Source organism: Aquabacterium parvum (assembly GCF_001447195.1).
In the GTDB taxonomy this organism is placed as follows: Bacteria; Pseudomonadota; Gammaproteobacteria; order Burkholderiales; family Burkholderiaceae_C; genus Aquabacterium; species Aquabacterium parvum.
The window spans coordinates 259,292-283,172 of record NZ_LFRI01000386.1; the positions used below are offsets into that span (position 1 = coordinate 259,292).

General features: G+C 66.2%; 21 protein-coding genes. 12 read left to right on the forward strand and 9 right to left on the reverse strand.

Annotation, left to right across the window (positions count from 1 at the left end; genetic code table 11):
* Window positions 1–53: 53 nt before the first annotated feature.
* Together rtcA and ABG80_RS15310 are read right to left on the reverse strand one after the other, a co-directional pair.
* Window positions 54–1,112 (reverse strand): RNA 3'-terminal phosphate cyclase, encoded by a 1,059-nt coding sequence (gene rtcA, locus ABG80_RS15305; protein ID WP_058088480.1) that lies wholly within the window; start codon window positions 1,110–1,112, stop codon window positions 54–56.
* An 81-nt stretch (window positions 1,113–1,193) separates the two neighbouring features.
* Complete coding sequence (locus ABG80_RS15310) at window positions 1,194–2,414, reverse strand: RtcB family protein (RefSeq protein ID WP_058088481.1); 1,221 nt, start codon at window positions 2,412–2,414, stop codon at window positions 1,194–1,196.
* A gap of 206 nt (window positions 2,415–2,620) precedes the next feature.
* Here ABG80_RS15310 and rtcR point away from each other — a divergent pair, with 206 nt between their 5' ends.
* The 5 genes from rtcR (at window position 2,621) to ABG80_RS15335 (ending at window position 7,096) form a co-directional block, all read left to right on the forward strand.
* The gene (rtcR, locus tag ABG80_RS15315; RefSeq protein WP_058088482.1) at window positions 2,621–4,231 is read left to right on the forward strand and encodes an RNA repair transcriptional activator RtcR; all 1,611 of its coding nucleotides are present in this window, start codon (window positions 2,621–2,623) and stop codon (window positions 4,229–4,231) included.
* A gap of 482 nt (window positions 4,232–4,713) precedes the next feature.
* A complete protein-coding gene (locus tag ABG80_RS22040) occupies window positions 4,714–4,914 on the forward strand; it encodes a hypothetical protein (protein ID WP_152987647.1) in 201 nt (66 codons plus the stop codon).
* Window positions 4,914–5,144 (forward strand): VF530 family protein, encoded by a 231-nt coding sequence (locus ABG80_RS15325; RefSeq protein WP_058088484.1) that lies wholly within the window; start codon window positions 4,914–4,916, stop codon window positions 5,142–5,144. The genes ABG80_RS22040 and ABG80_RS15325 overlap by 1 nt, the downstream gene beginning before the upstream one ends.
* A 10-nt stretch (window positions 5,145–5,154) precedes the next feature.
* Window positions 5,155–6,606: a SulP family inorganic anion transporter gene (locus ABG80_RS15330; RefSeq protein ID WP_058088485.1), complete on the forward strand. Its 1,452-nt coding sequence runs from the start codon at window positions 5,155–5,157 to the stop codon at window positions 6,604–6,606.
* 103 nt (window positions 6,607–6,709) lie between these two features.
* Window positions 6,710–7,096, forward strand: a complete 387-nt coding sequence (locus tag ABG80_RS15335; protein WP_152987648.1) for a hypothetical protein — start codon at window positions 6,710–6,712, stop codon at window positions 7,094–7,096.
* A 9-nt stretch (window positions 7,097–7,105) separates the two neighbouring features.
* Here ABG80_RS15335 and ABG80_RS15340 read toward each other — a convergent pair whose 3' ends face one another.
* The 5 genes from ABG80_RS15340 to ABG80_RS15360 all read right to left on the reverse strand — a co-directional run bounded on the left by ABG80_RS15340 (window position 7,106) and on the right by ABG80_RS15360 (window position 14,694).
* Entirely contained in the window at window positions 7,106–10,321 is a 3,216-nt protein-coding gene (locus ABG80_RS15340; RefSeq protein WP_058088487.1) for a bifunctional diguanylate cyclase/phosphodiesterase, read from the reverse strand.
* A 58-nt stretch (window positions 10,322–10,379) separates the two neighbouring features.
* Window positions 10,380–11,492 carry an AraC family transcriptional regulator gene (locus ABG80_RS15345; protein ID WP_058088488.1) on the reverse strand — a complete coding sequence of 371 codons (1,113 nt, stop codon included), beginning with the start codon at window positions 11,490–11,492 and terminating at the stop codon, window positions 10,380–10,382.
* Window positions 11,493–11,519: 27 nt separating this feature from the next.
* Complete coding sequence (locus ABG80_RS15350; RefSeq protein ID WP_058088489.1) at window positions 11,520–12,539, reverse strand: fatty acid desaturase; 1,020 nt, start codon at window positions 12,537–12,539, stop codon at window positions 11,520–11,522.
* Window positions 12,540–12,680: 141 nt separating this feature from the next.
* Window positions 12,681–13,394 carry an NAD(P)H-dependent oxidoreductase gene (locus ABG80_RS15355; RefSeq protein WP_058088490.1) on the reverse strand — a complete coding sequence of 238 codons (714 nt, stop codon included), beginning with the start codon at window positions 13,392–13,394 and terminating at the stop codon, window positions 12,681–12,683.
* 49 nt (window positions 13,395–13,443) lie between these two features.
* The gene (locus ABG80_RS15360; protein WP_083506150.1) at window positions 13,444–14,694 is read right to left on the reverse strand and encodes an esterase-like activity of phytase family protein; all 1,251 of its coding nucleotides are present in this window, start codon (window positions 14,692–14,694) and stop codon (window positions 13,444–13,446) included.
* Between the two features lie 168 nt (window positions 14,695–14,862).
* Between ABG80_RS15360 and ABG80_RS15365 the strand changes: the two genes are divergently transcribed.
* A complete protein-coding gene (locus ABG80_RS15365) occupies window positions 14,863–15,714 on the forward strand; it encodes an SDR family NAD(P)-dependent oxidoreductase (RefSeq protein WP_058088655.1) in 852 nt (283 codons plus the stop codon).
* Between the two features lie 3 nt (window positions 15,715–15,717).
* Here ABG80_RS15365 and ABG80_RS15370 read toward each other — a convergent pair whose 3' ends face one another.
* Window positions 15,718–17,577, reverse strand: a complete 1,860-nt coding sequence (locus ABG80_RS15370; RefSeq protein WP_058088491.1) for a sensor domain-containing diguanylate cyclase — start codon at window positions 17,575–17,577, stop codon at window positions 15,718–15,720.
* A gap of 216 nt (window positions 17,578–17,793) precedes the next feature.
* On the opposite strand from ABG80_RS15370, the gene ABG80_RS15375 reads away from it, so the two are divergent.
* From ABG80_RS15375 to ABG80_RS15400, 6 genes are all read left to right on the forward strand, one after another.
* On the forward strand, window positions 17,794–18,282 hold the full coding sequence (locus ABG80_RS15375) for a DUF2147 domain-containing protein (protein ID WP_235513881.1): 489 nt from the start codon (window positions 17,794–17,796) through the stop codon (window positions 18,280–18,282).
* A 56-nt stretch (window positions 18,283–18,338) separates the two neighbouring features.
* On the forward strand, window positions 18,339–18,695 hold the full coding sequence (locus tag ABG80_RS15380; RefSeq protein WP_058088492.1) for a RidA family protein: 357 nt from the start codon (window positions 18,339–18,341) through the stop codon (window positions 18,693–18,695).
* 14 nt (window positions 18,696–18,709) lie between these two features.
* Entirely contained in the window at window positions 18,710–19,483 is a 774-nt protein-coding gene (locus ABG80_RS15385) for a hypothetical protein (RefSeq protein WP_058088493.1), read from the forward strand.
* A 136-nt stretch (window positions 19,484–19,619) separates the two neighbouring features.
* Window positions 19,620–20,744 carry an AraC family transcriptional regulator gene (locus ABG80_RS15390; protein ID WP_083506151.1) on the forward strand — a complete coding sequence of 375 codons (1,125 nt, stop codon included), beginning with the start codon at window positions 19,620–19,622 and terminating at the stop codon, window positions 20,742–20,744.
* A 167-nt stretch (window positions 20,745–20,911) separates the two neighbouring features.
* Window positions 20,912–21,751, forward strand: coding sequence for an alpha/beta hydrolase family protein (locus ABG80_RS15395; RefSeq protein ID WP_058088494.1), 840 nt, complete (start codon window positions 20,912–20,914; stop codon window positions 21,749–21,751).
* Between the two features lie 13 nt (window positions 21,752–21,764).
* Window positions 21,765–22,493 (forward strand): hypothetical protein, encoded by a 729-nt coding sequence (locus ABG80_RS15400; protein ID WP_058088495.1) that lies wholly within the window; start codon window positions 21,765–21,767, stop codon window positions 22,491–22,493.
* Between the two features lie 24 nt (window positions 22,494–22,517).
* Here ABG80_RS15400 and ABG80_RS15405 read toward each other — a convergent pair whose 3' ends face one another.
* Window positions 22,518–23,825: a nitrate- and nitrite sensing domain-containing protein gene (locus ABG80_RS15405; RefSeq protein ID WP_058088496.1), complete on the reverse strand. Its 1,308-nt coding sequence runs from the start codon at window positions 23,823–23,825 to the stop codon at window positions 22,518–22,520.
* Window positions 23,826–23,881 lie beyond the last annotated feature (56 nt).

The window sequence follows — 23,881 nt, forward strand, 5'->3', positions numbered from 1 at the left end:
GTCGGCGGCAATGATATGGATGTCCGGGTGAGTTGGCAAGCGGGGTGCGCACCTCAAGTGGCCTCGGGTGCAAAGCGGACCAGCCAGCCTGCACGCCTGTCAGGCTGCTCGGACACCTCGATCTGGACTGGCAAGAAGCGACGGATCACATCCAGGTTGGTCCAAGCGTGCTCGGTCATCTCGCTGGCCGCATAGGCACCTGGCTTCGCGCTGGCTTGCACGGCCAAGGCCATCGGCAGCGCCAGCTGATCGGCCAGGTGAGGGCCCACAGGCGCCTGGCTTGCCATGTAGGCGGCCACTTCCTTGGCCAGGAGCCTGGCCACCTTTTCAGAGGTGACCTCCTTTTCGCCGAAGCTGGTGAACACTTCGGTCACGTGCTCATGTTCCAGCGTGGCCATGAGCGCGTTGCCGGGGCCTTCGTTCTGACGCGACGGCATGACGCGCAACTGCGCTGCGGTCCAGCCCAGCGTGCGCCCCAAGGTGTCGAGCTCACGGTCCGCAATGCGCAGAGACAAGCCTGGCACCAGGCATTCGCCAAAGGCTGACCGGTGCGCGCCACGCTCCAGCAGATCGAAGGGTGACAGGCCTTCGCGCGCGGGGCTGATGACCAGCTCGACCTCGCCTCCACCTGCAGGGTAGAAACCCATGCGCAGCAGTTGGCCCTCCACCTTCACACCCATGCGTGCCAACAGGGGCGCAAAGGCCCGCTCGATGAAGTGCCAGGTCGGCGCCATCGGGTTGTGCGTGCCGCCAGACAGCTTCAACACGCTTGGTGCCTGGGTCAGCATCAATGCAGGCAGAACTGTTTGAAAAACCAGCATGCAGCTGCCAGCTGTGCCAATGGCAAAGCGGTGTTCGCCCGCCCGTGTGGCGCCCGGCACGAAGCGCAAAGAAGTCGAGCCCAGTTCGGCGCCGTCAACCGTTGCGCCACAGATGGCTTGGGCAGCCTGCACGCAAACGAGGTGCTGGCGCATCAAGCCTGGCTTGGGGCGTTTGGCCCGAATCTGGCTGATGTGCACCGGCTTGCCCGTGCACATGGACAGAGACAAGGCCGTGCGCAGGATCTGACCCCCGCCTTCGCCTTGTGAGCCGTCGATGTCAATTGCGTTCATTTTTCTTCTCCTCCACATGGATCGCGCGCGGCCGTGAGCGTCATGCCCACGGGCCGCGCGTTGTCAGGTGTCAGGGGCGGTCTACCCTTTGACGCACAGCACCTGCTTGAGGGTGTAAACCACCTCCACCAGGTCCTTTTGCGCTGCCATCACGGCGTCGATGTCCTTGTAGGCCATCGGGATCTCGTCGATCACGGCTTCGTCCTTGCGGCACTCCACGCCTTCGGTTGCCTTGACCTGATCGTCTACCGTGAACATCTTCTTGGCCTTGGTGCGGCTCATCACGCGGCCTGCGCCATGGCTGCAGCTCTCGAAGCTTTCCGGGTTACCCAGGCCGCGCACGATGTAGCTGCGCGCGCCCATGCTCCCCGGGATGATCCCCAGCTCGCCCTTCTTGGCGCTCACCGCACCCTTGCGGGTCACGAAGACTTCTTCACCGAAGTGCGTTTCCTTCTGCACGTAGTTGTGGTGACAGTTCACAGCCTCCACGTGGGCCTCGAATGGCTTGGTGATGACCTTGCGCACGGTGGCGACGAGGTTCCTCATCATCACCTCGCGGTTGAGCCTGGCGAACTTCTGTGCCCAGCTCACGCCGCGCACATAGTCACCGAAGTACTGGGCACCTTCCTCGAAGTAAGCCAGGTCCTTGTCGGGCAGGTTGCGTTGATGCTGCTCTGCGTCCTTCTTGGCCAGCTCGATGAAGGTCGTGCCGATGGCGTTGCCCACGCCGCGCGAACCTGAGTGCAGCATGAACCACACGGCGCCAGCCTCGTCCAGGCAGACTTCGATGAAGTGGTTGCCCGTGCCGAGGGTTCCCAGGTGCTTGCGGTTGTTGGTGTTGCGCAGGCGAGGGTACTTCTCGCAGATGGCTTCGAACTCATCGACCAGCGTGGCCCAGGCCTGGTCCACCAGTTCCGGCGGGTTCTCCCAGCTGCCGTGGTCGCGTCCGCGCTGCCTGATGGGCGTCATGCCGTGCGGAACGGCTTTCTCGATGGCGGCGCGCAGCGGGCCCAGGTTGTCGGGCAGGTCCTCGGCGCGCAGCGTGGTCTTGCAGGCCATCATCCCGCAGCCGATGTCCACCCCCACTGCGGCAGGGATGATGGCCTTGATGGTCGGGATCACCGAGCCCACCGTCGCGCCGATGCCGAGGTGAACGTCCGGCATGGCAGCGATGTGTTTGAACACGATGGGCAGGCGGGCTGCGTTGGCCAGTTGGCGGCGTGCGTCGTCCTCCACGGGGACGCCTCGGGTCCACATCTTGATGGGCAGAGCGCCTTCTGGCTGTTCGACGTTGTGGTTCATGGTGTTCTCACCTTTTGATCAATGGTTTGTTCTGTGCAGCTTCTCCAACGCAATGCATGTGCCAGCTCGCATGAAGGCGCCGGTTGTTTTTTCATCTCATTGATTCACAAAGGTTTTTCGAGGTTTTTGGTGATCCTGTCTGCGATCAGGTTGTTGCGATGTTGCTCATAAAATAGATCAATGGATAAAAAATTATCTGAGCAGATATGACTAAAAAGACGGTCGTCATCGGGTTCCTGGGGTCGCAGCTGGATGCGGGGCAAGGCGCGGGGCGCTGGGAAAAGTGGCGCCCCACGGTGTCCTTGGGGCAGCACGAGGACAAGCTGATCCATCGCATCGAATTGCTTCACTCCCCGCAGCACAAGCGCCTGGCCGAACGCGTGAAGGAAGACCTCGGCTCGGTGTCCCCCGATACCGAGGTCCAACTGATCGAGATGGCGCTGGTTGACCCATGGGACTTCGGCGAGGTGTACGCCGCCTTGTACGACTGGGTGAAGGCCTATCCCTTCAAGCCCGGGCAGGAGCAGTATTGGGCGCACATCACGACCGGGACCCATGTGGTGCAGATCTGCATGTTCTTGTTGGTGGAGGCCGGTTTCATCCCCGGTGTGCTGTTGCAGACGTCGCCCCCGCGAAAACAGACCCACGAGAACCCGGGCACCTTGACGCTGATCGACCTCGATCTCTCGCGATATGACGTCCTGGCTCAACGTTTCGAGCAAGAGCACCGCGATGCGCAGGCCTTCCTCAAAAGCGGCATCCCCACGCGCAACAAGCGCTTCAACGCCCTGATCGACGAGATCGAGCGCGTGGCAGTGCGGTCCACCGCGCCCATTTTGCTGACCGGGCCCACCGGCGCCGGCAAGTCGCACCTGGCGCGGCGCATGTATGAACTGAAGAGGGCGCGCCACCAGGTCCAGGGTCCCTTCGTGGAAGTGAACTGCGCCACCTTGAAAGGAGATGGCGCTGCCTCGACGCTCTTCGGGCACAAGAAGGGCGCGTTCACTGGCGCCGTGATCGATCGATCCGGATTGCTGCGCACCGCCCACGAAGGCGTATTGTTCCTGGATGAAATCGGTGAGCTGGGGATGGATGAGCAGGCCATGCTGCTCAAAGCCGTCGAGGAAAAGCGCTACTATCCGGTGGGCAGCGACAAGGAGGTCGCCAGCGACTTTCAGTTGATCGCGGGCACCAACCGTGACCTGCGGCTGGATGTGGCAGCTGGCCGCTTCCGCGAAGACTTGTACGCCCGTGTGAACATCTGGTCATACGAGCTGCCAGGCTTGTCTGGCCGCACCGAAGACATCGAACCCAATGTGGACCACCTGCTGGCCAAGAGCGGTGCGGAGGTAGGGCGCGCGGTTCGCTTCAACGCCGAAGCGAAAGCCATGTACATGCGCTTTGCGCAATCTTCCGAGGCGGCCTGGCTTGGCAACTTCCGTGACCTCACGGCAAGTGTCACGCGCATGGCCACGTTGGCCGAGGGGGGGCGCATCACCACCGATCTGGTGGCCGCTGAGCTGCAGCGCTTGCGGTGGATGTGGCATCGCGCTGGTTCGGGCCGAGATGCCAGCGCAGACGTGGTGGACCTCGGGCAGTGGATCGAGTCCGAATCTCTGGCCGAGATGGACCTGTTTGACCGACTGCAGCTCCAGGCTGTGGTGGGTGTGTGCCTGAGCGCGAAAAGCCTGTCGGACGCGGGGCGGCGCTTGTTTGATCGATCGCGTGAGCAGCGCTCGGCTGTGAATGACGCCGACAGGTTGCGCAAGTACCTGGCCAGGTTTGGCTTGAGTTGGCAGGCCTTGGTCAAGGCTTGAGTCGGGTGTGATGAAAGGCGCTCGCCTGCTCCATGTGGCGGCGTCATCGTCAGTCGTTGTATTGTTGGCGAATTGGGTGGTTGGACGCAGCGTGGCTTGCGTTGCCCTGCGGCTGCGGGAAACAATTGCCCGGTCAGCCTCGCATCGGTCAGCCGTCCGACCCCTCGCTTTCATCGCCTCAACAAGGGCTGTCAAGCCGCAGTGGCACAAGGCCTGCTCGGTGCGCAGCGATCGCCAGACGGGCTGTGCCGACGACACAAGCCGCTTTGCGCACGAGTTCCATTCACACCCTGGTCAGGTGTTCACAAGCCCATTCTGAGCGGTCACCAAGTCACCAACTGGCCCGATAGTACGTTTCCATGCCGACACAGATCTTTTACGACACCGCAGAACCCCGGCGCTTGACGCAGGCGCGGGTCATCAACCATTTGATGCGCCGCCGCGCCATGCGGTTTTGCAGGCTGTCGAAAGTGGTGAACCCAATGGCTTCGCTCGACGGACGCAACAGCAGCCCTCACCCCGTCGCCAAGGGCGTGTCGGACCTCAAGGGGCGGATCCTGGGGCTGACACGTCCCGCAGCGACGGCGCATGCCGCCGGCGGGCTGTGGCTGCATGGCGCGGAGCTGATGGCTGAGTCTGATCAGTGGGGTCCTGGTGGCTTGTGGATGGTGGGGGCGGCTTGATGGCACCACAGCAAAACGACCCTTTGCACGGTGCGACCTTGCAGCACATCGTTGAATGCCTGGTGGACTACCATGGCTGGGATGGCTTGGGCCGGCTGATCCCCATCCGCTGTTTCACGCACGACCCCAGTGTGTCGTCGAGCCTGAAGTTCCTGCGCAAGACACCTTGGGCGCGTGAGAAGGTCGAGGCGCTGTACGTGCACACCTGGCGGCGTTCAAGAGGCCTTTGAAGTCTGATCCATGAGCGCTGCTTCGATCCGCCGCGACGTGCTCGCGGGCATCACGACGTCTTTTGCCCTGGTGCCCGAATGCATCGCCTTCGCGCTGGTGGCCCAGCTCAACCCGTTGATGGGCCTGTATGGCGCCTTCATCGTCTGCACGATCACGGCCTTGTTCGGAGGACGGCCGGGCATGGTCTCGGGCGCAGCGGGCTCGATGGCGGTGGTCATCGTGGCCCTGGTGGTGCAGCACGGCGTGCAGCACCTGCTGGCCACCGTGCTGCTCAGCGGCCTGATCATGGTGTTGTTCGGAGCCCTGCGTCTGGGCAAGCTGGTGCGCATGGTGCCCCACCCGGTGATGCTGGGCTTCGTCAACGGCCTGGCCATCGTGATCGCGCTGGCGCAGCTGGAGCATTTTCAGGCCGATGGCCATTGGTTGCAGGGTGATGCGTTGTGGCTCATGGCGGGCCTGGTGGCCCTGACGATGGCCGTGACCTACCTGGTGCCTCGGCTCACCCGAGCCGTGCCGCCTGCGCTCGTGGCCATCCTGGGCGTCGGCCTGTTGACCTGGGGCTTGAGCCTGCCCACCCGCACCCTGGGCGACATGGCCCACATCGTGGGCGGCTGGCCCACGCTGGCCTGGCCGCAGGTGACATGGAGCCTCGACACGCTCCGGGTCATCGCGCCTTATGCCGTGCTGATGGCCATGGTCGGCCTGCTGGAGACCTTGCTGACCCTCAACCTCACCGACGAGATCACCCAGAGCCGAGGCCGCACCAACCGCGAGTGCGTGGCTTTGGGCGCGGCCAACATCGCTTCCGGCCTGGCCGGTGGCATGGGGGGCTGCGCCATGATCGGCCAGACCATGATCAACCTGAACTCGGGCGGGCGAGGGCGCCTGTCGGGCGTGGTGGCGGGGGTGATGGTGCTGATGTTCGTGCTGTGGCTGTCGCCGCTGATCGAGCAGATCCCGCTGGCCGCGCTGGTGGGCGTGATGTTCGTGGTGGCGCAACAGACCTTCGCCTGGGGCTCGCTGCAGGTGATCGGCAAGGTGCCGCGCCAGGACGTTTTCCTCATCGCGCTGGTCACGGTGGTGACGGTGTTCACCGACCTCGCTGCGGCGGTGCTTTGCGGGGTCGTGATCTCGGCCTTGCACTTCGCGTGGCAGCACGCGCGGGAGCTGCGCGCCGAGGGGGTGGATCAGCCCGATGGTTCGCGAACCTACCGCTTGCATGGGACCCTGTTTTTTGCCTCCACCACGGCCTTCCTCGATGCGTTCAAGGTGGCCGATGACCCCGCCCAGGTGACGCTGGACGCGCAGCACCTGAGCTTCGTCGACTACTCGGCCATCGAGGCGCTGCACACCTTGCGCCAGCGCTACGAGCGCGCGGGCAAGCACCTGCGGGTGGTGCACCTGTCGCCGCGTTGCAAGCAGTTGCTCAGGCGGGCCGGTTCGGTGGGGTCGACGGATTGAGCGAGGTGGCGGTGTGAGTGGATGGCCCAACAGGCACCAGTCAACGCACTGGCTACGTTGCGCAGCATTGGGCCTGTGGCTGCTCAGCCTTTGGCTGCCCACCTTGCCAACACCAGCCATCGGGGCCACGCCCGGCACCCCGTTGCCGGGGGCCTACCTGCTGGCCAAGAGCCTGGTCATGGCGCTGTACCTGCCCCAGTCCATCCAGTACCCGCTGCACCTGATCAGCCTGGCGGGCAACGTGGTGTTCCTGCGCGAGTTGCTGGCCTTGCTGCCGCGTTGGCAGGGCCGATGCCCGGTCTGGCCTGCGTGGACGATGGGCGCCCTGGTGCTGTCTCATGTGCACGTGGGTTGGCGCACGCTCAGCCCCGAAGGACAGGTGCCCTTGCCAGGCATCCTGAGTCAGCCGGGGTACTTCGTGTGGTTGGCGGCCTTCGTGCTGATCTGGCTGGCGGCGTGTTGCCAGCCACGTCAGTCTGCATCGAGCTGAGCCCGGTTTTCAGCCCTCTGCCGACGACGCCGAAGCCGCTTCGGTGTTCGCGGCCTGCCGGGCCACGATGGCATCGATCTCCGAGACCGCCGAGGGCATCGCCAGCAAGAAGCCCTGGATCTCGTCGCAACCATCGGCGGTGAGCTGATCGAGCTGGGACTGCGTTTCCACGCCCTCGGCCGTCACCGACAGCCCGATGGCTTTGCCCAGCGCCAGGATGGCTTGCACGATGGGGCGCGAGCTGTTCTGGGCATCGAGGTCACGCACGAAGCTTCGGTCGATCTTGATGACGTCGAAGGGGAAGTTGCGCAGGTAGCTCAGCGAGGAGTAGCCGGTGCCGAAGTCGTCGATGGCCAGTTTCACGCCGATGGCCTTGAGGGCGTTGAGCACGTCCAGCGCGCGGCGAGCATCGGTCAGCAGCACCCCTTCGGTGACTTCCAGCTCGAGCAGGTGGGCGGGCAGGCCGCTGAGCTCCAGCGCCTGGCTCACCTTGAGCACGATGTCGTCGTCGTTGAACTGAACCGGCGAGAGGTTGACCGACACGCCGATGCCATGCCAGCTCGCGGCTTGCTCGCATGCCTTGCGCAGGATCCACTCGCCCAGTGTCACGATGAGCCCGCTTTGCTCTGCCAAGGGGATGAACTCTGCCGGGCTGACGCGGCCGCGTTCGGGGTGGAACCAGCGCGCCAGGGCTTCGACGCTGCGCATGTGCAGGCCTTGGGCCTCGAAGCGGGGTTGGTACTCGATGTAGAAGTCGCCAGCGGTGAAGCTGTTGCGCATGTCTTCGATGAGCTTGCGCTGGCCATGCAGCCTGGCGTTGAGCTCGTCCGAGAAGTAGCTGCGGGTGCCGCCGCCGTTTTTCTTGGGAACCGTCAGGGCGGCGTCGGCGGCGCGCAGCAGTTCGTCGGCTGTGCTGCCGTCGGTTGGTGCCATGGCGATGCCGATGGACATGCCCACGCACACTTCTTCGCCTTCACCGCCCAGGATCGGGCTGGCGATCTTTTCCATCATGGTCTGGCAGAAGCGCTCGACCACGTCGGCACCCATGCCAGGTGCGGCGATGACGAACTCGTCCCCGCCCACGCGAGCCACCATCTGATCCTCGCGCAGCAGGCGACGCAGGCGATCGGCGACCTCGCCAAGGACCCGGTCCCCGGTTCGGTGCCCGTGCAGTTCGTTGACCTGGCCGAAGTGGTCCAGGTCAACGTAGAAGAGCGCGAGGGTGCCGGCCGAGTTGGCCAGGTGCGTGCTCAGGAAGCTGCTCAGCTTGGCGCGGTTGGGCAGCGAGGTGGCGGCGTCCAGGTGGGCCTGGCGCTTGGCCTCGTCATAGGCTTCGGCCATGGCCACGTTGGCGCTGACGTCGGTGGCGAACTTCACCACCTTGAACGGGCGGCCGTTGAGGTCGAGGATGGGGTTGTAGGACGCCTGGATCCAGACTTCCTTGCCACCCTTGCCCTGGCGCTTGTACAAGCCCGCGTGGTGCTGGCCCGAGCGCAGGGTTTGCCAAAAGCGCGCGTACTCTTCGCTGGCGGCGGTGTCAGGGTCAACCAGCATCGAGTGGTGCTGCCCGACCAGCTCGCTGCGTTCGTAGCCCACGGTCTGCAGGAAGCGCTCGTTGGCGTCGGTGATGTGGCCGCCAAGGTCGAACACCACGACGTCCTGCGACTTGTTGATGGCCTCGATCTGCCCCTGGTAGTCGGCCTGCCGCAGCTTCTCGGCCGTGATGTCGGTGGCGTACTTCATCACCTTGAAGACGCGGCCGTTCATGTCGAGGATGGGGTTGTAGGTCGCCTGCAGCCAGACCTCGCGACCGTCCTTGGCGATGCGCTTGTACTCGCCGGATCGGTGGTGACCCAGCGCCAGCTCATGCCAGAACCTGCGGTAGCCCTCGCTGTTGCGCACCTGGGGGGTCACGAACATGCCGTGGTGCTGGCCCCTGACCTCGGCGAAGCGGTAGCCCATGGCGTTCAGGAAGTTCTCGTTGGCGTCGATGATGCGGCCGTCGAGTTCGAAGGCGATGACGCACTGGGCGCTGTTGATGGCGGCGATCTGACCCTGGTGCTCTGCTTGCAACAGCCGCTCGTCGGTGACCACGGCGGCGTACTTGACCACCTTCACCGGCTTGCCACCTGCGTCGAAGATGGGGTTGTAGGTGGCCTGCAGCCAGATCTCGCTGCCGTCCTTGGCCAGGCGTTTGTAAAGGCCCGAGCGGTGCTGTCCTCGACGCAGGTCGTGCCAGAAGCTGGCGTAGTCGCTGCTGTGCGCCTGGGCCGGGTCCACGAAGACCCGGTGGTGGCAGCCGCGCACCTCGTCGAGCGAGTAGCCGGTCTCCGACAGGAACAGCTCGTTCGCGTCCAGGATCGCGCCGCTCATGTCGAAGGTGACGACGCAGTTCGACTTGTGGATGGCCGTGACCTGCCACTGGTAGTCGGACTGACGCATCTTCTCCTGCGTGATGTCCGTGGCGTACATCACGATCTTGACCACGCGCGCGGCCGGGTCGAGGATGGGGCTGTAGACGGCTTGCAGCCACAGGTCGCTGCCATCCTTGCGAACGCGTTGGAACTCGCCCGACTGTGGCGCACCGTTTTTGAGCGATTGCCAGAATGCCTTCTCGGCTGCCGATTCCCTTTCCTGGGCTGGCAGGAATTGCGAGTGGTTGGCGTCCAGCACTTCGGAGCGCTGGTAGCCCGTTGCTTCCAGGAACAGCTCGTTGACCCACTGCACGCGGCCGTCCAGCGAGAGGTGCGCCACGGCGTGCGTGGCCTGGATGGCCGAAATCTGTCCGTGCTCTTCGGACTCTCGGGCCAGGCGGTGCGTGATGTCCTCGGCGATCTGAACGATGGCTTCGGCCTGCCCCGATGCATTCATGATCGGCACGAAGCGTGACTCCAGCCACACTTCCTTGCCGCCTTGCGTGATCCAAAGGCCGATTTCGGTGTGGCGCTTGCCGCCCGCCAGCCTCGCCCACAGCTCGTTCATGCTGCCGCGCTGGTTGGATTTGGACAGGAATCGATTGACGTCCTGGCCGATCACTTCGCTGAGGTTGCAGCCGAACAGGCGCAGGAACTGGAAGTTGGTCGACTGGATCTTGCCGTCGGGTGAGTAGGTGACGACGACAAACGCCTGGTTGAGTGCGCGGCTGTCGGCCCCCGCCAGGCGGTCAAGGCCTGAGTGGGCTTGCCAGGAGGCCTGGGCGGCCCGGAAATTGGCGTCTGAGTCCATGAGCGCTCCGCAGCGTGTGCAGCGCCAAAACGAGCATGGCTGCACCTGAAGGTGTTCTTCAGTTTTTGTGTTGCGGGCCCGTGTTGACGTCGAGCCCTGCGGAGGATGTCGACAACTTTTGGTCAAACTTGAGTTGCACCTTGGACGGGATCTGCTCATCGGCTCCGAGCAGCCGATGCCGGTGCGCCCCGGGTGCCTCGCCCGTTGCCCGCTTGAAAAAGCGGCTGAAGCCCGACAGGTCGGAAAAACCCAGCAGGTAGGCGATTTCGCTGAGCGCGTGGACCTCCTGGCTCAGCAGGCGCCGGGCCACGGCCAGCCGCGCCCGGTCGAGGATGTCGCAGTAAGACGTGCCCTGCTCCTGCAGCCTGCGCTGGAGCGTGCGAAGGCTCAGGCCCAGGCGCTCGGCCACCCGCTCCTGCGTGGCGCCACCGCGCGGCAGCAAATCGACCAGCAAGCCCAGCACGCGGTGTTGCAGGTTGTCCTTCTCGACGTCGGCGAGCATCTTCACCAGGATGGGGTCGTGGTGTCGCGCCAGGTGAGCGTCGCCGTCGCGCAAGGGGGCATCGAGCTCGCTGAGGCGAAACCGCAGCTCGTTGCGGTCGCTGCCGTAGTGGATCGGGCAGCGGAAGGCGGCGTCGAAAGCCTGGGTGTCCTGGGGGCGGGGGCGCTTGAGCTGGACCTCGGCTGGCTCAGCGGGCAGCGGGCTGGCCAGCGCGCGGCACATGCGCACCATGCAGGACATGAAAGCGTCGACCGACTCGTGCGAGATGCCATAGCCATCGGGGGCCATCAGCTCGAAGCGGGCCCATTCGCCATCGACCGTGAAGTGGAGCTCGCCCGCGTCCGAGACGATGCGGAAGTAACGCAGCAGCCGCGCAAAGGCGTCGCGCAGCGTGGGGCTGGCCGCCAGCGACAGGCCCAAGGCGTGGAAGGTGTTGGCCCGAACGTGGCTGGCCACGCGGATGCCGAAGCCCGCGTCGCCCGAAGCGGCCGTGGCCAGGCGCCAGAGCAGGCTGGTTTGCTCGATGGGGATGCGCGCCTGAGGCGTGCGCAGCGACGCTGGCGAGATGCCGGCTTGCAGCAAGATGCCATCGGCGTCACAACCACACGAGACCAGGGTGCGGTGGATGACGCCGACCCAGCTGGCCAGGGAGGTGGGGGAGCGGTGCATGTCGGGGCGCCTCATGGGGCGCGACGATTATGCGGCGACACCCAGCCGGTTGGCGCGCGCAAAGGTGCCGAAGTCGTTGAAGCGCACGCCCATCTCCCGCATCACCGGTTTGATCTGCGAGGCAGTCATCTGCCGAACGTAGAAGGGCTCTTTGACCAGGAAGTGGTGGATGGCGTGGGTCGAGCCGAAGTTGAAGCAGAACAGGTGAAACGGCAGCATGAGCCACGAGTCCAGCACCTGGCACTCCTCGATCTGGTTGCCCGCCTCGACGTCACCGTGGTAGTGCATGTTGCTGCTGACGAAGTGCAGGCAGAAGCTGCGCAGCACGTTGGGCGCGATCAGCACCACCACCCACGCGCCCAGCGTGTGCATGAACGACAGCGTGTTGGCCGACCACGCGATGGGTGAACCCAGCGCAGCCGCAACAGCGTCGACCGCATGAAAGGCCAGGAAGGCGTGCCAGCTGGCCCAGAACATCACCCCCAGCGGGAAGTAAGCCATGAACGAGCGCTTGAGGATGTTGAGCATCGACGGTGCGCGGTGAGCGCGCAGCAGCACCGACAACGCGTTGTCACCCAGCATGACCAGGCGGCGCAGCCCCCACGGCTCGCCATTGGTGATGGCGCGTTCTTCCAGGTCCACCGCCTGACCCGAGGTCTTGTGGTGGTGAAAGTGCAGCTCGCGCCGCACCCAGGGGTTGACGGTGCTGGGCCGCGCCAGCCACACCAGGCCCATCATCAGGTTGTGCGCCCAGGGCGTCTTCCTGAAGTACATCTTGTGGATGAGGTCGTGTTCGAGCTCGTGGGTGAGCGAGGCGAACATGGCCGTGACCACGATGGTCAGCCACGCAGGCCAGGTGCCTTGCAGGTACAGCCAGCCTGACGCCAGCATGCCCACCAGCGCGAAGGCCAGGATGCCCGCGCCGATGGCGTCCTGGTGCTGCAGGACGGGGTGGCGCTGACGCAGCGCGGCGCCTGCGGCCTCGGCGACCTGCTTGATGTGGGCGGCTCGGGTGGCGTGGGGTGCCTGGGGAGAGGGCTTGACCATGGTTCGGGCTGGACGAGTCATGTGGGATGACCCATGGTAGGCAGCCGTGCCCGCCAGCGCCATGGCGTGAGCCGCCACCTGATTGGCTTTTTCCGCCAGTGCCGGTGGCCCGCCCTCAGGCCACGCGCGAGCCCCTCGGGGTCAACCCGCGGTGGGTCGCAGCGGGTGCATCGTCGCGTCGTAGTCGTTGAGCGAAGGCATCGTCAAAGGCTTGAGCGAGTCCAGCTGGTTCAGGTGCGCCTGGTAGGCCTGCATGATGGCTTCGCGTTCCGGCTGCTTCAGGTATGGCACGTGGTAGGCCACAAAGGGTGGCAGCACCGTCAGGCCCACGTAGCCCAGCATGCCTTGCTGGATGGGCTTGAGCAGGGTTTCGAGCTCGCCGTGCACGGCGCCAGGGCCGAACATGTGGGGCTGGCCACCCAGGGAAGTGGCGAGCATGGCGCGCTTGCCCTTGAGGCCACCACGGTCGTAGATGCGGGTGCCGCCGTAGCAGACACCCGAGATGAAGACTCGGTCAACCCAGCCTTTGAGGATGGCCGGCATGCTGTACCAGTAAACGGGGAAGCTGAAGATGATCAGGTCGGCCCACTGCACCTTCTCGACCTCGGTCACGATGTCCGGCGCCAGCGTCTTGTTCTGCCAGCCCTGGCGCTGCTCCAGCGCGTAGGTGAGGTAGTCGGGGTTCTGGCGGGCGCCGAAGTCGGCCGCCGAAGCCACCGGGTTGAAGCCCATGGCGTACAGGTCGGAGACCTGCACCTGCCAGCCCGCCTGCTCGAAGTGGCGGACGGTGAGGTCCTTCATCGAGGTGACGAAGGACTGGGGTTCGTTGTGGGCGTGAACGATGAGCAGTTTCATGGGGCGGTTCCTGGGTTCGACCGCCCGCGATCTTAGGGCCTTTGCCGCATCAGCGTCCCGGCTTGCGCCCCAGGCCCAGGATGGCACACAGGCCGCCCAACAGCATCGCCCAGGTCTTGGGCTCGGGCACCTGCGAGATCTGCAGGGCCACGAACTGCGTGAACTGGGTGCCGCTGAAGTTGTTGTCCGACACCAGCATCAGCGTTTGCTTGCCACCGATCACCGGGCCCAGCGTCAGGCCTTCGATGTTGTCCAGGGCCAGCGCCGAGCCATCGTCGTTGCGCAAGTCGGAAAGGTCGAGCAGCAGCTCCTTTTTGGCGGCCACGACGCTGTCGTCGCCATCGATGCTCTCGCGGCCGGAGATGTCGGTGGCGTGGCGGGCGTCGATGTGGAACAGGCGGATGGTGTTGCCGGTCACCGGCGTGCCAGGTGTTTGCGCGCCGGTGGCGAACGAGCGCTCGATGCCGATGAACTGGCGGTCACCGATGGCCAGCAGGTCGGTCAGGCCGTTGGTGGCGAAGGCGCCGCTCGGGTTGGGCGCGATGGCCACGGGCGAGACGTCGTAGGCGTACTCGGCGCCAGCCTGGCCGCTGGCCACGTCGAAGGACAGGATGCGGCTGCGCGAGCCCCGGCTCACAGAAGCCGTGGGGCCGTCTTGCACCAGGGCGTTCTCGGTGGCGGTGTAGAGCGTGCGGCCGTCGGTGGAGAAGGTCAGGCTCTCGAAGGCCAGGTTGTTGACGATGCCCCGGTCTCCCGCAGCGGTGCCTGCTGCGCTGCCCAGGGGCTTGTATGCGGTCGGCACACCGAACGCGCGAACGTGCGAGCCGTCCAGGCGCATCTCGCGCACGGTGGGGTCTTGCAGGCCGGCGGCGCTGCGCTGGCCTTCGTTGCTCCACACCAGGGTCTGGGTGGCGGCGTTGTAGCGGATGCCTTCCGGGTCAACCGTGTTGGTGGCGAAAGCCGCGCCGGTGGGCGTTTGCAGCGTGGTCACGCTGTTGAAGGCCACACCGGCCGCACCAGGGGTGGCCGAGCGAGCGAAGCGATCGATGTCCAGGCTGAGGTTGTAGAAGCGCGCGGCGTTCAGACCGCTGCGGTCGTCGCTGATGGCGTAGTAGGTGCCGGTGCTGGCGTCGAAGTCGATGCCCGACAGGCCACCCACGGTCGTGCCCTGGAAGCTGGTGCCCGAGGCCACGATCTGCTGACCGATGTAGCTCAGGGACCAATCGGCCGCCTGAGCGGGGCTGCCCAGCAAGCTCAGCAAGCACAGGCCGAAGGAGGTGGCGAATGGGATGCGACGCATGGGGCTACTCCTGGGGTGACAAAGGTGTGGGCTCACTGTAGGGAGTGCATGTGTCAAGCCGATGCCGACCCGGTCCCGCAACATGGTCTGCTCAGCTCCCGCAGGGATCGGCAAAATGCCAACTTCGCGCGATTCGGCGCAAGCCCCTTCAACCTCATGAATGCACCCATGCAACAGCCGCAGGAATTGGTCTTGATCACGGGTTGCGGTTCCGGCATTGGCCAGGCCCTGGCCCGAGCCTTTCACCGCAGCGGTCAGCGCGTGTGCGCCACCGCCCGCCGACTCGACACCCTGGCGCCGCTGGCGGCCGAAGGCATGCTGGTGCGCGCCCTGGACGTGACCGACGCCCAAGGCACCGCAGATTTGCTCGCTTCCCTGAAGGCCGAGGGCTTCGGCGTGGGCACCCTGGTCAACAACGCCGGCTATGGCGCCATGGGGCCGATGCTGGACGTGCCCCAGTCCGAGTGGCAGCGCCAGTTCGAGGTCAACCTGTTCGCGCCCATCGCCCTGGTGCGCGCGGTGATGCCCGGCATGGTCGAGCGCGGCCGCGGCCTGGTGGTCAACATCAGCAGCGTCTCGGGCGTGCTGACCACGCCGTTCGCTGGGCCTTATTGCGCCAGCAAGGCCGCCTTCAACGCCGCCACCGATGCCTTGCGCATGGAGGCCGAGCCGCTCGGCATCCGCGTGGTGACGGTGCAGCCGGGTGGCATCCAGTCGGCCTTTGGCAGCAGCGCGGCCAACCAGGTCAGCCTGGCGCCCGACTCGCCCTACCAGGCGGTGCGCGACGGCGTGCTGGCCCGCGCCAACGAGAGCCAGTCCGACGCCATGCCGGCCGACACCTTTGCCAGCTTGCTGGTCGCGCAGCTCGCGCGGCCGGACTGCCCGCCCGTGGTCAGGCTTGGCAAGAAGAGCCGGCTGATGCCGTTTCTCAAGCAATGGATGCCAGTGCGCACGCTCGACGGCATCCTGCGCAAGCGTTTCCAGCTCGATCGCCTCAAGCCGCGCAGCAACGCTCGCTGAGGATCAGGCCGCCGGTGCCTCGGGCACGTCGGGCGCACCAGGCGCATCGGGCGCCACTGCCACCCGGTTGCGCCCGCGCTGTTTGGCCACGTACATGGCCTGGTCGGCGCGGTGCAACAAGGCGCCAAAGCCTGGGTCGTCGGCGCGGCACTCGCTCACGCCCAGGCTGGCGGTCAGCCGAAGCCTGAGGTCCTGGTGCACGGCTTCGCGCTCGGCGATGAGTTCGCGCAGCCGCTCGGCCGTGGTCACCGCCTGCGCCTGGTGGATGCCTGGCAGCAAGATGGCGAATTCTTCGCCGCCCACGCGGGCCACGAAGTCCACTTCTCGAATGGCTTCTCGGACCACGCTGGCCGCTGTTCTGATGACCGCGTCACCAGCGGCGTGGCCGTGCAGGTCGTTGACCTGCTTGAACAGGTCGATGTCGAACAGGATGATCGACAGCGGCTGCTGATAGCGTTGGGCGCGGGCCACCTCTCTTGCCGCGACCTCTTCGAAGCAGCGCCGGTTGGCCACGCCGGTCAGGCCGTCGGTGCGGGCCTGGCGCTCGGCCTCGTCGCGTGCTCGGGCCAGCTCGGCGGTGCGCTCTTGCACCGTGCGCTCCAGGTCTGCATTGACCTGGGCCAGCATGTCGCTGGCGTGCAGCTTTTGCTCGAGCATGGCTTGCTGCGTGGCGTGGTGCTGATCGCGCAGCAGCTTGATGCGGTCGCCCAGCGCCAGCGACAGCAGCACCACGTCGATGAGGATGCCGAACTCCGCCGCATGGAAGGTGGCAAAGGTGTAGGGCAGCCAGCCGCTGACCGTCAGCGCGGTGCACAGGGCGCCGCTCAGGCTGACCATGGTCGCGAGCACGAAAAAGCGCGCGGCGCGGTAGCCATTCCACCATGCGGCCAGGCCCGCAGCCAGGATCAGTGGCGTGCCCAGGAAGATGAAGTTCACGGGTGCCGCGTTGTAGGCCACCGGGTTGCCCCACCAGGTCACGCCCAGCCAGCAGGCCAGCAGCAGCACCAGGAAGCCTTGCAGCACCCGGTGCAGGCGGGGCAGGCGTTTCCTGGACTCCAGGAAGGTCATGGAAAACAGCGTGGCCGTGACCTGGAAAACGAAGATGAAGACGGTGTGCCCCAGGTTGCTCCAGGTGGGCGAGTCGGGCCAGAAGAACTGGAAAGCAAAGCCGCTGTAGGACGCGTTCATGGCGCTGAAGGCCAGCAGGTACAGGCAGTACCAGGCGTAGTTGGGCTCGCGGGTCCACAGCCAGATGAGCCCGTTGTAGAGCACCATCACGAGCAAGATGCCGTAGAACATGCCGTAGTAAGCGGCCCAGCGCTCCTGTTCGGCTGCGAAGGCCTCGGGCTGCCACAGCTCGATCGGCGTCATGAATGCCTGGCGGCTGCTCACGCGCAGGTAGTGGGTGTGGCGCCCGGGTGCGACGGTCACGTCCAGCACGAAGGCGGGCGTGAGGTGGTCTCTGGCCGAGAAAGGCAGGTCGTCGCCCACCAGGCGCTCCTGGAAGCCGCCTTGGGCGTCGGCCGAGTACAGGTGAACCGTGTCCAGCCAGGGCGTGCGCAGCACCAGCAGCCTGCGCTGTGGCGTGTTGCCAGGGTTGTCCAGCGTGAAGCGATACCAATGCGCCGAGCGCGTGAAGCCAAAGCTGGACAGCGCCGAGCCCGCCGGCCGAAAGCCATCGGCCGCGCCCCCTGACAGCAGGTCCTGCAGGTTGAGTTGGCCGGACGCGTCTTCGAGCACGTCGGCGGCGGCGTGCACGTTCTGTGAAGCTTGTGCGGGGGTGATGCGCAGCGCGCCGGCCAAGGCGCTGCCGCAAAGGAGCTGGCTGCACAGCAGCATCAACCAGCACAGGCGTTGGATCATCTTGGGCGGCCGCGAGGGGAATGCGAAGGGGTCCGGGTAGGACGCTGTCAGTCTAGCGAAGTTCCCCGCCTTGCCTCATTTGTCGTTGGCGGCCCCTATTTTGACAACATGAGTGGTCAACGTCGGTCAAATGGTGGCAACGTGTCGATTCATCGCCAGATGCGTGCAAATTACCTTGACGGGCAGGCATCCGGGTGGGACAGTAAGGGGTTTTTCATGACAAACCCCAAACCGGAGAGCCGTTTGAAGCCCGTGAACCTCGCCCGCCTGGCCCTGATCTGCCTGCCCTGGTTGAGCTGGGTGCCCATGGCCCACGCCGACGGCAGCCCCGTGGGCACGTGGTGGAGCTTTGACGACGGCGGCAAGCAGCGCAAGGCCGAGATCGTCATCACCGAGCGAGATGGCGTGCTGTCGGGGCGCATCGTTCGCCTGCTCGATGGCCGCTCGGCCAAGGACCTGCGCTGCGACCTGTGCGACGACGAGCGCAAGGGCGCCCCACTGGCCGGGCTGGAGATCCTGAGCAACCTCAAGGGTGACCCCGACAACACCGACAAGTGGGCCGGTGGGCAGGTGCTCGACCCGGGTTCGGGCAAGGTTTACAAGGTCGAGATCACCGTGCTGGAGCATGGCCAGCAGCTCAAGGTGCGCGGCTACCGGGGTGTGCCGGCTTTCGGTCGCACCCAGGTCTGGACGCGCACGCAGTGAAGTTCGGGCGATGATCGGGGGTGGTCTCGCGCAGAGACCGAACCGGAACCCGAGACATGAGCCCAGCCATTCGTTACCTCAACCCCGAGCGCCGCTACTCCGACGCCGCCATCCACGGCAGCGTGGTGTGGCTGGCCGGCCAGGTGCCCACCGACCCGGATGCCGACATGGCGGGCCAGACCCGTCAGGTGCTCGAGCAGATCGACGCCCTGCTGCTGGAAGCTGGCAGCTCGCGCGGTCGCATCCTCATGGCCCAGGTCATCGTGCGTGACATCGCCGAGGTGCCGGCCATGAACGAAGTCTGGGAGGCCTGGTTCGACGGCGTGACCGCGCCGCCCCGCGCCACCTTCCAGGCGCCGCTGGTGAACCCCGCATGGCGCATCGAGGTCATCGTGACCGCGGCGCTGAACTGAAGGGCGGGGCGAGCATGGGCGTTGCGCTGTCGAAGCAATGGGAGCGCCTGCTGGGTGCGGGGCAGGGCTCGCTGGTCGTGGCCTGGCACGTGCGTGCGGCCGAAAGCGAATGGGTGAGCCGGGTCTGGACCTGGGTGCAAGCCCAGGCTGGTTTGTCCGCGCCTGCCATCGCGGTCGATGGCACCGAGGGCTGGCTGCTGTGCTTCGCCCTGCCATCGACCCGGTCGGTGGACGAGGCCCGATTGGTGCTGCGCCAGTTGATCCGAGAGGGGTTGCAGCAGGTTGGCGTGACCGTGTCACCCGCCGATGCCGCTGCCTGGCGTTTCACGTGCTGGCCGGCCGATTCGTCAACCGATGCCCACCAAGACGCCTGGCCCGTGCCCCGCGAGGTCGCGCCCGACCGGTGGTCGGCGTTCGTCGCCCCTGACCTCGTTCCCGTGTTCGCCGAATCCCCCTGGCTCGATTGCGCACCCAGCGAAGACGGGCAGGCCACGCTGCTGAGCAGGCTATTGCCCATTCCCGCCGAGCCATGGGCGCGCTGGCTGGCTGCGTCGTCCCGGGATGCGGCCGACGCGCTCGCAGAAACGAACAGCGTTGGCGACGTGCCTGGCCAGCCCGCTCCGCACCTCGGGGTCCCGCCGGGTTCCTTGGGCGCACCAGCGTCGCCTTCGATCGGTGCGGTGGCGGCCGACGGCCCACGCGCTTTCCTGCTGTCCGTGATGAACGACCCCAGTGTGGACATGGCCCTGCGCATCGAGGCTGCACGCGTGCTCCTGGCCCACGGGTGATCGGATCGGACAAGGGGGTGATCGGATCGGACATCGGTGTCCAGATGCGATGCCGCATACCCGGGGCGTCCCGGAGAGGCGAGTGAGCAGGCCGCTGACAGAATCGCCGCGATCAGGCATTCAGGAGGTCCTCACCATGCAGCTCATCGACACCGATCCGGCGCCACCTTTGCGCGCCTCCACCGACGGCCGCGGCACCGCGCTGCTGCTGGCCCGCGCCGGCGACCGGCGCTTCCCGCCTTCCAAGCTGTCGGTGCTGCTGGGGGTGATGACCGAGCTGGGCGCCGACCCGCACGAGGTGCTCGCGGGCACCGGCCTGCTGCCGGAGAACGTCGGCAACCCTTTCACCATGACCTCGTGTGCGCAGTTCTTGCGCGCCAGCCGCAACGCGGTGCGCCTCTTGCCCCGTGCCGACCTCGGCCTGCGCGTGGGTGAGCGCCTGGGCGTGACGCACTACGGCATGTATGGCTACGCGCTGCTGTGCTCGGAGTCGCTGCGCCAGGTCTGGGAGCGCGCCATCCGCTATCACCCGCTCTCGGGCGGCATGCTGCCCTTGCGCTGGGAGGTGCAGGGCGATGAAGCGGTGTGGACCTTCCCTGACCGCGCGGCCTTTCCCTGGCCCGATGTCGATGAAGCGCTCTACCGTTTCATGATCGACCTGCAACTGGCGGCCCATGTGCGCATCGGCCAGGACGTGATGGGCGAGTCCTTTGTCCCCAAGCAAGCGGGCTACATCGGGCAGGCGCCAGCAGACGTCAGCCACTGGGAGCGCGTGCTGCACGCCCCCGTCGTGTTCGGCCAGTCGACCAACACCCTGCGCTTTGACGCCAACTTGCTCACGCGTGCGCCCCAACTCGCCCACCCGATCACGGCTTCTCACCTGTCGGTGCAATGCGCTCGGTTGCTGGAAGAGGCCAGCTGGGGCGCGGGCATGACCCGACGCGTCTACGAAGAACTCACCCGGCACGGCGGCCGCTTTCCCTCCATCGAAGAGGTGGCCAGTCGCCTGTGCATGACCTCGCGCACCCTGCGTCGCCGGCTGGAGGCCGAGGGCGCCGGCTTCTCCGAGCTGCTCGCTGCGGTGCGCAAGCGCCTGGCGATCGACTACCTGGTGGGCACGCGCTTGAGCACCGAAGACATCGCCGAGGCGCTGGGCTTCAGCGACGTGGTGAGCTTTCGCCACGCCTTCAAGCGCTGGACGGGCCTGACACCGCGCGAGTACCGCATGGCACAGGACGGCGCTCGTTTGCACCTGCAGTGACCGGGTTTTCCTGATCCCCCACTGTCCCTTTGGGTCTGCTTTTTGTCCGTGGTGTTTCTTCACGGTCCTGATGTCGGCAAGCACAGTGCATGGGCCCCGTTGAGTCGGCTTCGGCCGCCGCAGCGGGCTCCGTCAACGATGCACCCAACCGACCCACAAGAGGACACATGAAGAACGCACCCATCCGCTCTGTTTTGGCCACCTGCCTGGTGGCCGCCGCTGCCAGCGCCTTGGCTCAGACCACGGCGCCGACCTCCGCATCCCTCAATGCCTCGGCCGGCCCGCTCAGCGTGAGCACCGCTTCCGTCACCGCGCCGCGCGGTTTCGGTGGCGGCACCATCTACTACCCGACCACCCAGGCGCGCTACGGCGTCATCGCCATCAGCCCTGGCTTCACCGCCACCCAGATCAGCATCGCCTGGCTGGGCCGCCGCATCGCCACACACGGCTTCGTGGTCATCACCCTCAACACCCTGACCACGCTCGACCAACCCGACAGCCGGGCCAACCAGCTGATGGCCGCGCTCAACCACGTCATCAACTCGTCGAGCTCGGCCGTCAAGGCGCGCATCGACACCAGCCGCCTGGCCGTGGCGGGGCACTCGATGGGTGGCGGCGGTGCGCTGATCGCCGCGCGCGACAACCCCACGCTCAAGGCCTCCTACCCGCTGACGCCCTGGAACATCAACTCGGCCTTCACGACCGTGCGTGTGCCGACGATGATCGTCGGGGCCGATGGCGACACCATCGCGCCCGTGGGCACCCATGCGCGGCCTTTCTATGCGGCGTTGCCCGGCGCCACCTCGAAGGCCTATGGCGAACTCAACGGCGCCACGCATTTCTCGCCGAACTCGACCAACACACCGATCGGTCGCTATGGCGTGGCCTGGATGAAGCGCTTCCTCGATGGCGACACCCGCTACTCGACCTTCCTGTGCGGCACCGAGCACACGCGATACGCGACGGCGCTGGTCTTCGATCGCTACAACCAGAACTGTCCTTACTGATCGGAGGCGCGCCATGGTCATCTCGATCACGTCGCGCCGCCGGCCATGGTCCGGGCCTGCCCTCGCGCTGTTGGCGCTGGTCGGCCTGGCGACCCTGGCCCTGGCTGGCTGGCTGGGGGTGTTTTCGGGCGGCGCTCCACCCGCGGCGAAAGCACCCCTGGTCCAGCCGCCTGGTCCGGATCGCTGGATCCAGCCTGAGGTGCCGGTGCCAGGGCAGCAAAGCGGCTTTTCTTCCGGGGTGTCTGTTGGTGATGAGGGCCCGGTGCGCATTGGCACGGTCAAGCCCTTTCGCACCGATGCCTCGGGTGCCTTGATGCTGGATGCCGACACGGTGGTGACGCTGGAGCAACTGGTGGCCTTCAGCACCCCCGATCAGCTGACAGCCCTGGCCCGCGAAGCCGCCGCTGGCTTGTCGCCCGGCTTGCAGGCACAGGCGCTGGAGCTGGCGCAACGGTTCGACCGCTACCAGGAGGCCGTTCGTCAGCGCATCCAGTCGGAGCAGGCGCCCACCACGGTGGACGACATGGCCCGTGACCTGCAAGCCCTGCAGGTGATGCGCCACGATCACTTCGGCGCTCAGGCCGCTTTGCTGATGTTCGGTGACCAGGAGGCCGTGACCGCCCGGCTCATCGAGCTGATGAGGCAGGACACCCTGGTGGAGACGCCCCTCGAAGAGCGGGCCATGCGTGCGCAGGCGCGCTTGCTGGCGGAGCGCAACGGACGCGACAGCGGCGGCGGCTGACAGGCGCTGCCAGCCTTCTCTGGCTCAGCGCTCGGGGGGGCGAACCTGTGAAGCGAAGGCGAAATCAGGGAGGGCCAGCGTGGCCTCGGCCACATCCAGCAGCCGCTTGTTGTGGTCCATCGAGGCCTTTTGCAATGCGCGAAAGGCCTCTTCTTCGCTCAGGCCCAGGCGCGACATCAGCGCGCCTTTCGCCCGCTCGATGACCTTGCGCTCGTGCAGGGCGCGGCGCGCGGTGTCGAGCTCGGACTCCATGCGGCTGAGCCGGGCGGACTGATCCTGCAGCAGCTCGACCAGGGCCGAACCCGCCCCTGCGCCCGGCGCGTCTTTCAGGCCATCGGGCAGGTTCGACAGCACGGGTGCTTCGGATTGTTCGGCGTCGTTGAAGAAGCGGTCGACCGCGTGGCTGTGTCGCGGCGGGTTCTGGCGCAGGCGCTCGAGCAGGCCCTCGGAGTCTTGCAGGTCTTGCTCGGTGGCGCGGATCTGGGCGTCGCAGTCGTGGCGAACGGCGTGCACCAGGGCCACGAGCATGTTTTCCATCTCACCGATGCGCGCGCTGGTGACCTCGAACCAGCTTTCGCTCAAAGCGGTGTCGAGCTTGGCGCCGGCGCGTGCCGTGCACAGGCTGCGGCGCAAGCGTTCGAGCTGTGCCATGTTGGGCGTGAGCTGCGACTGCTGCCAGCGTCCGCGCAAGGTCGGGTCGGTGAATTCTTCGAAGACGTGCAGGCTGCGCTCCTGCGCGTCGATGAGGTGGATGACGCGCTGCTGCTCGGCCTCGCTGCACTGCCCGGAGGCGAAGAGCTGGGCGCCGACAGCGCGCTCCTGACCGGCGGCCTCTTTGCCCTGAACCAGGTGAACAAAGGCCACCAACAGGCGCGAGATGCCAGGGTGCAGCGTGGCATCGGCCACGTGGAAGATGAGCTCCACCAAGCCGGCGATCAGGCGGCTGTAAGCCGTCACCGCAGCGTGGGCGGTGACCGTGTGTTGCACAGTCTGGGCGCGCAGGCTGGTGAGGGCGTCGAGGTCCAGCACCACCCAGGCCATCAGCGAGAGCATGCGCGCAGACGCGCCCGCCTCGGGGGCGAGTTGCGCCTCGAACAGCTCGCGCAGGCGAGCCTCGATGGGCGTGACCGACTCGAGCGTGGCCTGGCGTTCGCTGGCGAAACGCTGCCCGCTGGAGGCCAGGTAGATGCTGGTGGCCCCGCGCTCGCGCTGCAAGGCGTGGATCAGCTGCCCGATGACATCGACCAGCTCGATGCGGCCGGCGAGGTGCCGGATGCCCTCCAGCTCCAATTGCTTGGCGCGCAGGACGAGGCTGGAGACGGACAGGGACATGGCTTGGGGCAAGGGGCGTCGGACAAGCCTGATTGTCCCTGCTTTGCTCCGGTCTG

What these genes read in the sequence shown, in the direction of transcription:
- ABG80_RS15375 (WP_235513881.1), top strand. Translation starts at nt 17,794, where the DNA reads ATGACAAACCCCAAACCGGAGAGCCGTTTGAAGCCCGTGAACCTCGCC.
- ABG80_RS15365 (WP_058088655.1), top strand. Translation starts at nt 14,863, where the DNA reads ATGCAACAGCCGCAGGAATTGGTCTTGATCACGGGTTGCGGTTCCGGC.
- ABG80_RS15345 (WP_058088488.1), bottom strand. Translation starts at nt 11,492, where the DNA reads ATGCACCGCTCCCCCACCTCCCTGGCCAGCTGGGTCGGCGTCATCCAC.
- ABG80_RS15325 (WP_058088484.1), top strand. Translation starts at nt 4,914, where the DNA reads ATGGCACCACAGCAAAACGACCCTTTGCACGGTGCGACCTTGCAGCAC.
- ABG80_RS15380 (WP_058088492.1), top strand. Translation starts at nt 18,339, where the DNA reads ATGAGCCCAGCCATTCGTTACCTCAACCCCGAGCGCCGCTACTCCGAC.
- ABG80_RS15390 (WP_083506151.1), top strand. Translation starts at nt 19,620, where the DNA reads ATGCAGCTCATCGACACCGATCCGGCGCCACCTTTGCGCGCCTCCACC.
- ABG80_RS15400 (WP_058088495.1), top strand. Translation starts at nt 21,765, where the DNA reads ATGGTCATCTCGATCACGTCGCGCCGCCGGCCATGGTCCGGGCCTGCC.
- ABG80_RS15405 (WP_058088496.1), bottom strand. Translation starts at nt 23,825, where the DNA reads ATGTCCCTGTCCGTCTCCAGCCTCGTCCTGCGCGCCAAGCAATTGGAG.
- ABG80_RS15350 (WP_058088489.1), bottom strand. Translation starts at nt 12,539, where the DNA reads ATGGTCAAGCCCTCTCCCCAGGCACCCCACGCCACCCGAGCCGCCCAC.
- ABG80_RS15340 (WP_058088487.1), bottom strand. Translation starts at nt 10,321, where the DNA reads ATGGACTCAGACGCCAATTTCCGGGCCGCCCAGGCCTCCTGGCAAGCC.
- ABG80_RS15310 (WP_058088481.1), bottom strand. Translation starts at nt 2,414, where the DNA reads ATGAACCACAACGTCGAACAGCCAGAAGGCGCTCTGCCCATCAAGATG.
- ABG80_RS15360 (WP_083506150.1), bottom strand. Translation starts at nt 14,694, where the DNA reads ATGCGTCGCATCCCATTCGCCACCTCCTTCGGCCTGTGCTTGCTGAGC.
- ABG80_RS15370 (WP_058088491.1), bottom strand. Translation starts at nt 17,577, where the DNA reads ATGATCCAACGCCTGTGCTGGTTGATGCTGCTGTGCAGCCAGCTCCTT.
- ABG80_RS15355 (WP_058088490.1), bottom strand. Translation starts at nt 13,394, where the DNA reads ATGAAACTGCTCATCGTTCACGCCCACAACGAACCCCAGTCCTTCGTC.
- rtcR (WP_058088482.1), top strand. Translation starts at nt 2,621, where the DNA reads ATGACTAAAAAGACGGTCGTCATCGGGTTCCTGGGGTCGCAGCTGGAT.
- ABG80_RS15395 (WP_058088494.1), top strand. Translation starts at nt 20,912, where the DNA reads ATGAAGAACGCACCCATCCGCTCTGTTTTGGCCACCTGCCTGGTGGCC.
- ABG80_RS15330 (WP_058088485.1), top strand. Translation starts at nt 5,155, where the DNA reads ATGAGCGCTGCTTCGATCCGCCGCGACGTGCTCGCGGGCATCACGACG.
- ABG80_RS15385 (WP_058088493.1), top strand. Translation starts at nt 18,710, where the DNA reads ATGGGCGTTGCGCTGTCGAAGCAATGGGAGCGCCTGCTGGGTGCGGGG.
- ABG80_RS22040 (WP_152987647.1), top strand. Translation starts at nt 4,714, where the DNA reads ATGGCTTCGCTCGACGGACGCAACAGCAGCCCTCACCCCGTCGCCAAG.
- rtcA (WP_058088480.1), bottom strand. Translation starts at nt 1,112, where the DNA reads ATGAACGCAATTGACATCGACGGCTCACAAGGCGAAGGCGGGGGTCAG.